This window comes from Arthrobacter sp. APC 3897 (genome assembly GCF_030407495.1).
Lineage (GTDB): Bacteria > Actinomycetota > Actinomycetes > Actinomycetales > Micrococcaceae > Arthrobacter_B.
In genome coordinates, this window is the sequence record NZ_JASDDG010000035.1 from 36,151 (window position 1) to 43,086 (window position 6,936).

The 6,936-nt window shown below is 64.0% G+C and carries 4 protein-coding genes and 2 pseudogenes; 1 reads left to right on the forward strand and 5 read right to left on the reverse strand.

Going from position 1 to position 6,936, the window contains the following annotated elements; all coding sequences use genetic code 11:
- Window positions 1-154: 154 nt before the first annotated feature.
- From galK to QMA10_RS15660, 5 genes and pseudogenes are all read right to left on the reverse strand, one after another.
- Window positions 155-1,231 (reverse strand): annotated as a pseudogene (gene galK, locus QMA10_RS15640) (galactokinase); the annotation flags it as partial.
- Window positions 1,228-2,384: pseudogene (galT, locus tag QMA10_RS15645) on the reverse strand (galactose-1-phosphate uridylyltransferase). The pseudogenes galT and galK, both read right to left, overlap by 4 nt.
- The gene (locus tag QMA10_RS15650) at window positions 2,385-3,347 is read right to left on the reverse strand and encodes a carbohydrate ABC transporter permease (protein ID WP_290169820.1); all 963 of its coding nucleotides are present in this window, start codon (window positions 3,345-3,347) and stop codon (window positions 2,385-2,387) included. It lies immediately after the preceding pseudogene.
- Window position 3,348: 1 nt separating this feature from the next.
- Window positions 3,349-4,284, reverse strand: coding sequence for a sugar ABC transporter permease (locus QMA10_RS15655; protein ID WP_290169822.1), 936 nt, complete (start codon window positions 4,282-4,284; stop codon window positions 3,349-3,351).
- Window positions 4,285-4,294: 10 nt separating this feature from the next.
- On the reverse strand, window positions 4,295-5,608 hold the full coding sequence (locus tag QMA10_RS15660; protein WP_290169824.1) for an extracellular solute-binding protein: 1,314 nt from the start codon (window positions 5,606-5,608) through the stop codon (window positions 4,295-4,297).
- A gap of 184 nt (window positions 5,609-5,792) precedes the next feature.
- Between QMA10_RS15660 and QMA10_RS15665 the strand changes: the two genes are divergently transcribed.
- A complete protein-coding gene (locus QMA10_RS15665; protein ID WP_290169826.1) occupies window positions 5,793-6,797 on the forward strand; it encodes a LacI family DNA-binding transcriptional regulator in 1,005 nt (334 codons plus the stop codon).
- The last annotated feature ends 139 nt before the right edge of the window (window positions 6,798-6,936 follow it).

Consider the following 6,936-nt stretch of genomic DNA (forward strand, 5'->3'; position numbering starts at 1 on the left):
GCCCGCTTTTTTCTTTGGCGCCGCTGTCCTTGCGCCTACGCCCGGCCTGCTCCGGCAGCCGGAAGGACAGAAAATATTGACGGCGCCGAAATCCCTTGTCTCGGAAGGCCGCCAGCACCGCGGCACTGACGGATTGCTCCTTGTCTTGGCGAATCAGGGCAATGGCTGAACCGCCAAAGCCGCCACCGGTCATCCTGGCACCCAGCGCACCCGCAGCCAGCGCCGCTTCCACCTCCGTGTCCAGTTCCGGGCAGGACACCTCAAAATCGTCCCGGAGCGATACATGGGACGCCGTTAAGAGCTTGCCGATACTTTCAATGTTGTTGGCCCGCAGTTCCGCCGCCACATCCAGCACGCGCTGGTTCTCGCCCAGAATGTGCCGCACGCGCCGCAGGGTCACCGGATCCAGCACCGACAGGTCCGCATCCTCCGGAACCTCCCGCAGGGACTGAGCTGCCAGGGCCGCAGCGCCGCGGCGGCAGGACTCGCGGCGCGCGCCGTAGCCGCCGTCGGAATGGCTGTGGGCCACTCGGGTGTCCATTACGAGCACCGCTAATCCGTGAGCGGCAAGGGGCAGCGGCACCGCCTCTGATTCCAGGCTGCGGCAATCAAGGAACAAGGCGCTGCCCTCCCGGCCAAGGAGCGAAGCCGATTGATCCATGATGCCTGTTGGCACACCAATAAATTCATTTTCTGCGGCCTGCGTGAGGCGGGCCATTTCCAGCCCGTCCAGCCCCAGCCCCAGCAGGTCATTGAGTGCCACGATGACGGCAACCTCCACGGCATGCGATGGGGACAGCCCGGCGCCCACCGGAACAGTGGAATCCAGCAGCAGGTCGAACCCGGGGACACTGGCACCGGCGTGACGTCCGAGGGCGTAGACAACACCGGCGGCAGAGGACGCCCAGCCGGAGACCGCGCCCGGTTCCAGTCCCCCGGTGGAGAACGCCGCGCGGGACAGGCCCTGTCCCGTCGGCGAGTAGGTGGAAGCGGCACGGACGGCGTCGGCGGCGCACTCCAGCCCCGGGCGGCGCAGCCGCACGGCCACCAGGGCACTCTGGTCGATGGCGAAGGGCAGCACAAAACCGTTGTTGTAGTCGGTGTGCTCCCCGATGAGGTTGACGCGGCCGGGGGCACGCCAGACGCCGTCCGGTTCCGCACCGAAGACGTCGGCAAAGTGCCGGGCCAGAGCTTCCGCCCGGCCCGAAACGGCGCTGTCCGCAGTACTCATATCTGCACTTCCCGGAGTTTCGCGGCAGTCTGTTCTGCCATGACGTCGTTGACGAAGGCACCCATGGCTGCTTCCGAGCCGGCCAGGAACTTCAGCCTGTCCGCAGCCCGGCGCGGGCTGGTGAGCTGCAGGTGCAACCACCCCGCGTCACGGTCAGCGGCCGTGACCGGTGTCTGGTGCCAGGCCGAAATGTACGGGGTGGGGGTTTCATAAAGTCCGTCCACCCGCTTCAGCAGCTGAAGGTAAACCTCTGCGAGCTCGTCCCGTTCCCCTCCGGTCAGTGCTGCCAGGTCCGGCACCTGCCGGTGCGGCACCAGATGGATTTCCAGCGGCCAGCGCGCCGCGTAGGGCACGTAGGCGGAGAAATGCTCACCCTGCAGGACCATCCGGTCACCGGCGTCGGACTCGTCCCGGAGCAGTTCGCCCATCAGCGGCCGGCCATGCTCGGCCAGGTGGCGGCGGGAACGCTCCGCCAGCCGGGCGGCATGCGGAGCCGCATAGGGGTAGGCATAAATTTGTCCGTGCGGGTGGTGCAGCGTGACGCCCATGTCCTGGCCCCGGTTCTCAAAGGGAAACACGTGCCGGATACCTTTCAGTGCGGACAGCTCCTCGGTGCGCTGCGCCCAGGCCTCCACCACGGTCCGGGCCCGGGTGTACGGCAGCGAGCCAAACGAGCCGTTGTGCTCGGGGGTGAACACCACCACCTCGCACCGGCCGAACGCAGGTTTCGGCAATCCCCACAGGTCTCGGTCGCTACCCTCCCCCGGCACCGGCAGGGTTCCCAGAGCCGGGCCAAGGGAAGGGAAACGATTTTCGAAGACGACGACGTCGAAGTTGGCGGCGGGGATTTCCGACAGCCGGCCGGCGGTGCCCGGACACAGGGGCACTGGTCTGCCGGTGGCAAATAGGTCCGCGACTGCCGGTGAGCTGCCACCGCCACCCATTCCCCGCTCAGCCGGTCGAAGCGGACCTCACCGTTGCCCGAACGGCTTTCCAGCGGGCGCATGTCCTTTTCCAGTTCCACCGGCTGCCCTCCCCGGTCGGTGAAGGACAATGCTTCCCGCCCGTCGGCAAGGCGGTGCCGGCGGTGCAGGATGGGAAGCGTCGCTGCCCCCGACCGGGCCGCCGCCGGGAACAAAGAGCGGCCGGGCATTTACTGGCCTCCCATTCCGGAGGTTGCGAAGCCCCGAATGATGTGCCGCTGGAAGAGCATGAAGACAATCAGCAGCGGAAGCGCACCGATCATGGCACTGGCCATTTCCGATGCATACTGCACGCCGTAGGCATTCTTCACGGTTCCCAGTCCCACGGGAATGGTCATGATTTCGGGTGAATTCGTGACGATGAACGGCCAGAGGAAGTTGTTCCAGGCGCTAATGAATACGAAGATCGAAACAGCCGTGAGGATGGAACGGGACAGGGGAAGGACCACGGCGTAGAAAACGCGGAAATCGCTGGCGCCGTCCAGCCTGGCTGCTTCTTCCAGTTCAACTGGGATTTGGTCAAAGAAGTTCTTCATGACGATGACCATCAGGGGCATGACCACCTGGGGCAGGGCCACGCCCAGGAGCGTATCGGAAAGCCGCAGGGCGATCATTTGGTCAAAGAGCGGAACAATGAGGATCTGCGGCGGAACCATCAGAGCGGCCAGGGTGAGTCCAAACAGCCAGCGGCGTCCGCGGAACTTCTGCCGCGAGAATGCATAGGCTGCCAGCGCTGAAATGGTCACCGTGACAATGGTGACGATGGTTGAGACCAGGATCGAATTCCAGATCCACAGGGGAATGTCACCGGCAGCCAGGACGCCGCGGTAGGCGTCTGCGGTCCAGCCGCCCTCCGGCCAGAATTTCAGGGGTGCCGCCGAAGCGTCCGCCTCCGACTTGAAGGAGGACAGCACGGCCCATCCCAGGGGCAGCGCCCACAAGGCGGCAAGCACGGCAACTACGGAATAGGCGGCCACCCTGCCCCTGCGGCCCGGACCGAGGGTCAGGGTCCGCAGATGTTCGACTTCCCGCTTTTTCTGGGCCCGTGTGCGGGCCCGCTCGGACAGCCCTGGCTCTTGGGCCGGGGAAGCCGCAGACGCGGCTTTAACTGCCGATGTGGTTGTGCTGGCCATGTCAGGAATCCTTTCGCTTCGCGAGGCGCATCTGGACCAGGGAGACCAGGACGATCAGCGCGAAGAAAATGTAGGAGGTGGCCGAGGCATAGCCGAGCCGGTACCCGGTGAACCCGGAATCATAGATGTACTGCAGGATGGAGCGCGTGGCCCCGTTGGGCCCGCCGGCGGTCAAGAGGAAGATCTGGTCGAAGACCTTCAGGGAAGCCAGTGCCTGAAGCAGGATGATCAGCCCCGTGGTGCTCTTCATCATGGGCAGGGTGATGGAGAACAGACGCCGCCAGGTTCCGGCCCCGTCCAGCTGCGCCGCCTCATAGAGGTGGTCCGGAATATTCTGCAGCGCCGAAAGATAGAGCAGGAAGTTGAAGCCGACGGTCCACCACAGTGTGACCAGCGCTATGGACCACATGGCAATGCGCTCGTCGCTTAGCCAGCCCACCTGGCTCAGGCCGGCCTTGTCCAGCAGGCCGTTGACAAGGCCAAAGTCGTTGGTGAACAGGAACGCCCAAATAGCCGTGACCACGGAAACCGGCAGCAGGAACGGTGCAAAGAAGGTTAGCCTCCAGAGCCATTGACCCTTGAGCCCGGTGTAGACGAGGTATGCCATGACAAAGGAGACCAGCACCAGCGGCACGGAGGAGATCACCGTGAAGAACAGGGTGTTGCCCAGTGAGGACCACATCTGCGGATCGGTCAGGGCCTCGCCGTAGTTGGAGAGTCCGGCAAATTCGGAATCCTCTGTGACCAGCGAGCGGTTGGTCAAGCTCATCCACAGGCCGTAAATGATGGGCCAAATGAGGAAGAGTGCAAAGAAGAACAGATAGGGCGCGAGGAACCAGTAGCCGGTCCGTGGAAGGGCGCGTTTCCGCGGTTCGGCCGCCGAGCTGATCGAGGCCGGAGGCCGCGGTGCTTGGGCGGGACTTGTGGTGGTGGTCATGGATGGCTCCTCACGCCGTCGGGTTCGGGGCAGCCAGGAACCGGTCCATGCCGGCAAGCATGCCGCCAACCGCGTCCATCGGCTTCGTTCGGCCCCGGAAGGCGTCTGAAAGGGATTGGGACATCTGGTTCTGGAATTCGGTGCCTGCACCGGCGAACCACGCGGGCGGGTCGAAGACCACTCTTGAGCCGGCGTCCGCATACTCCGCCTGCGGGCGCAGGCCGCGGTACTCGGAGGTCTCCTGCGCGGGAAGGAAGGCGGGAATGTGTCCGGCCGTACCCCATTGCGGTCCCCCTCCGCGGATCACTGACGTCACAAATTCGTACACGGAACGGCGGCGTTCGTCGGTCATGGACCGCTGGCGGGGCAGGACATAGCTGTGTGAATCGGCATAGGCGGCAGGAGTGCCGAACATGGTGGGCATCGGCATGGCACCGAGGTTGGGCTGGGAGGCCTGCAGGCCTGAAACTTCCCAGACACCGGAAAGGATCATTCCCACGCGGCCACCGTTGAAGGCGGCCAGCCCGCCCTCATAATCCAGGTTTCTGGTCATTGCAGTGCCGTCCGTCCAGGAGGCCACCGCCCCTATCACGTCTGCCGCCTTGGCCTCGTCCAGGGCTGCCTTCTGCCCCTGCTCAAGGCTCCAGCCGCCGCCGGTCTGGCGGTAGAGACCCCAGAAAAGCCGCCAGGCCTGGGCAGTGTCCATCACATAGCCAAAGCTGATGCCGGAGCCCCCGGTGACTTCCGCGAGCTTGGCACCCACTTCGCGCATCTGGTCCGGCGAGGAAATTTCAATGCTTCCATCGCTGGCCAGCACACCCGCGCGGTCGGCGAGGTCCTGGTTGAAGAAGGTAATAAACGGATGGGTATCCAGCGGGAGGGAGTACAGCTTCCCCTCGTATTGGCAAGATTTCCACACAGCCGGAGCAAAATCCGCTTCGGTGACGCCCATCTCAGCCAGCAGTTCAAGATCCCACGGTTCCAGCAGTCCGCCTGGAGCATAGCCCGGCATCCGGGAGAGGTGCATGATGGCGGTATCCGGTGGTTGCTGGGATGCCGAACTCATGGCTAGCTTGGTGTAATACGGCGATCCCCAAGACAGGGTGGTCGGCTCAACGGAGAGTCCGGTCCTGGATTGAACATCCCTGATGATTCCGCGCATGTTGGCACCATCGGCTCCCTGGAACGGGTCCCAGACCGTGACCTTCCCACCGCCGCCCGACGCACCCGGACTGCCGCAGCCCGCCAGCGACCCCACAGCTCCTGCAGTGACGGCCGCAGCAAGCGCGCCCTGCAGGAACTGCCTGCGATTCGGATACTTCATGTTCATCCTGCTCCATTTCCGGGCTCTGAACGCTGACTCATCTTTGAGGACAGACTGACTGGTGAGCTGAACCACATGAAAAGGGATTCTAACGTTAGCAATTGCCCACCGTCTACTCTTGGGTTTGAAGTGAACATTCATGCGGCTTCCTGCCGCCCCGATGACAGGACAGACAGTGCAGCCAATGAAGCGAGTGGGAATCAAGGAGGTTGCCGAACGTGCCGGAGTCTCATGGAAGACCGTTTCCAATGTGATGAACAACCGGCCCGTGGTGCATCCTGAGACCCGCGCCCGGGTGCTTCAGGCCGTGGAGGAACTTGGCTACACCCCCAATCTCATTGGCCGCCAGCTGCGCCAGGGCTCCACCCGCGCGATCGCCCTCGTAGTGCCTGACCTGCACAACCCCTACTTCGGTGTGCTCGCCCAAACCCTGGAAAGTGCGGCCAAGCGGCGCGGTTACACCATCTCCATCGAGATCTCCGGAGGCACTGTGGATGTTGAGCAGCACTATCTGCAGGGTTGGCATGGCCGGCTGTTTGACGGCCTGATTTTCTCGCCCTCGGCCGTCACGGCCGAAGCCATTGCCAAACGAACGGATCCTGCGCCCCTGGTGCTGCTGGGCGAGCGGATTATCAACACCGATGTTCCCCACGTTGCCATCGACAACGTAGCCTCCAGCGTAGATCTGGTGCGGCACCTGGTGGAGGGAGGCAGGCGCCGGATCGCTTTCCTTGGCGCGGACAGGACGGGCGGCATTTCCACCGGAAGCCAGCGGTTCGAAGGATACAAAGCTGCCCTGCGGTTCGCGAACCTGCCGTATGAAGAATCGCTGGTGGCGGCCACCAGCTCCTGGTTCCGGCAGGACGGGTATGAGCTGACGCAGCAGATCCTCTCCGGCCACGGGGTAGACGCAATAGTGTGCGCCAATGACCTGCTTGCCGTCGGCGCCCTCGCGGCCGCCCGGGACCTGGGCCGCCGGGTTCCTGCGGACCTGGCATTGGTTGGCTGGGACAACATTGACGAGGTCCGCTATACCTCCCCGGGCATCACCTCCGTGGCGCCGGATCTGGAGGCGCTGGCCGAGGCAGCCCTGTCCTCAGTACTTGGGGAACTCGACGGCGAGGTCGTCATTCCCCACCGGGTGGTGGAGCGGGCATCGTCCGCACCTGCGGACCCGGCAACCGTCTGAGGCAGATCCAGCTCGACGAGGAGATGGTCCAACTCCGCAAAATTCTAACGTTGCAATATTTGCCGGGCTGAGGTTGACTGGGATCACAATTTGCTGCCGCTCGAAGGACTTTTCATGACCCTCCCCGCGTTTGATCCCC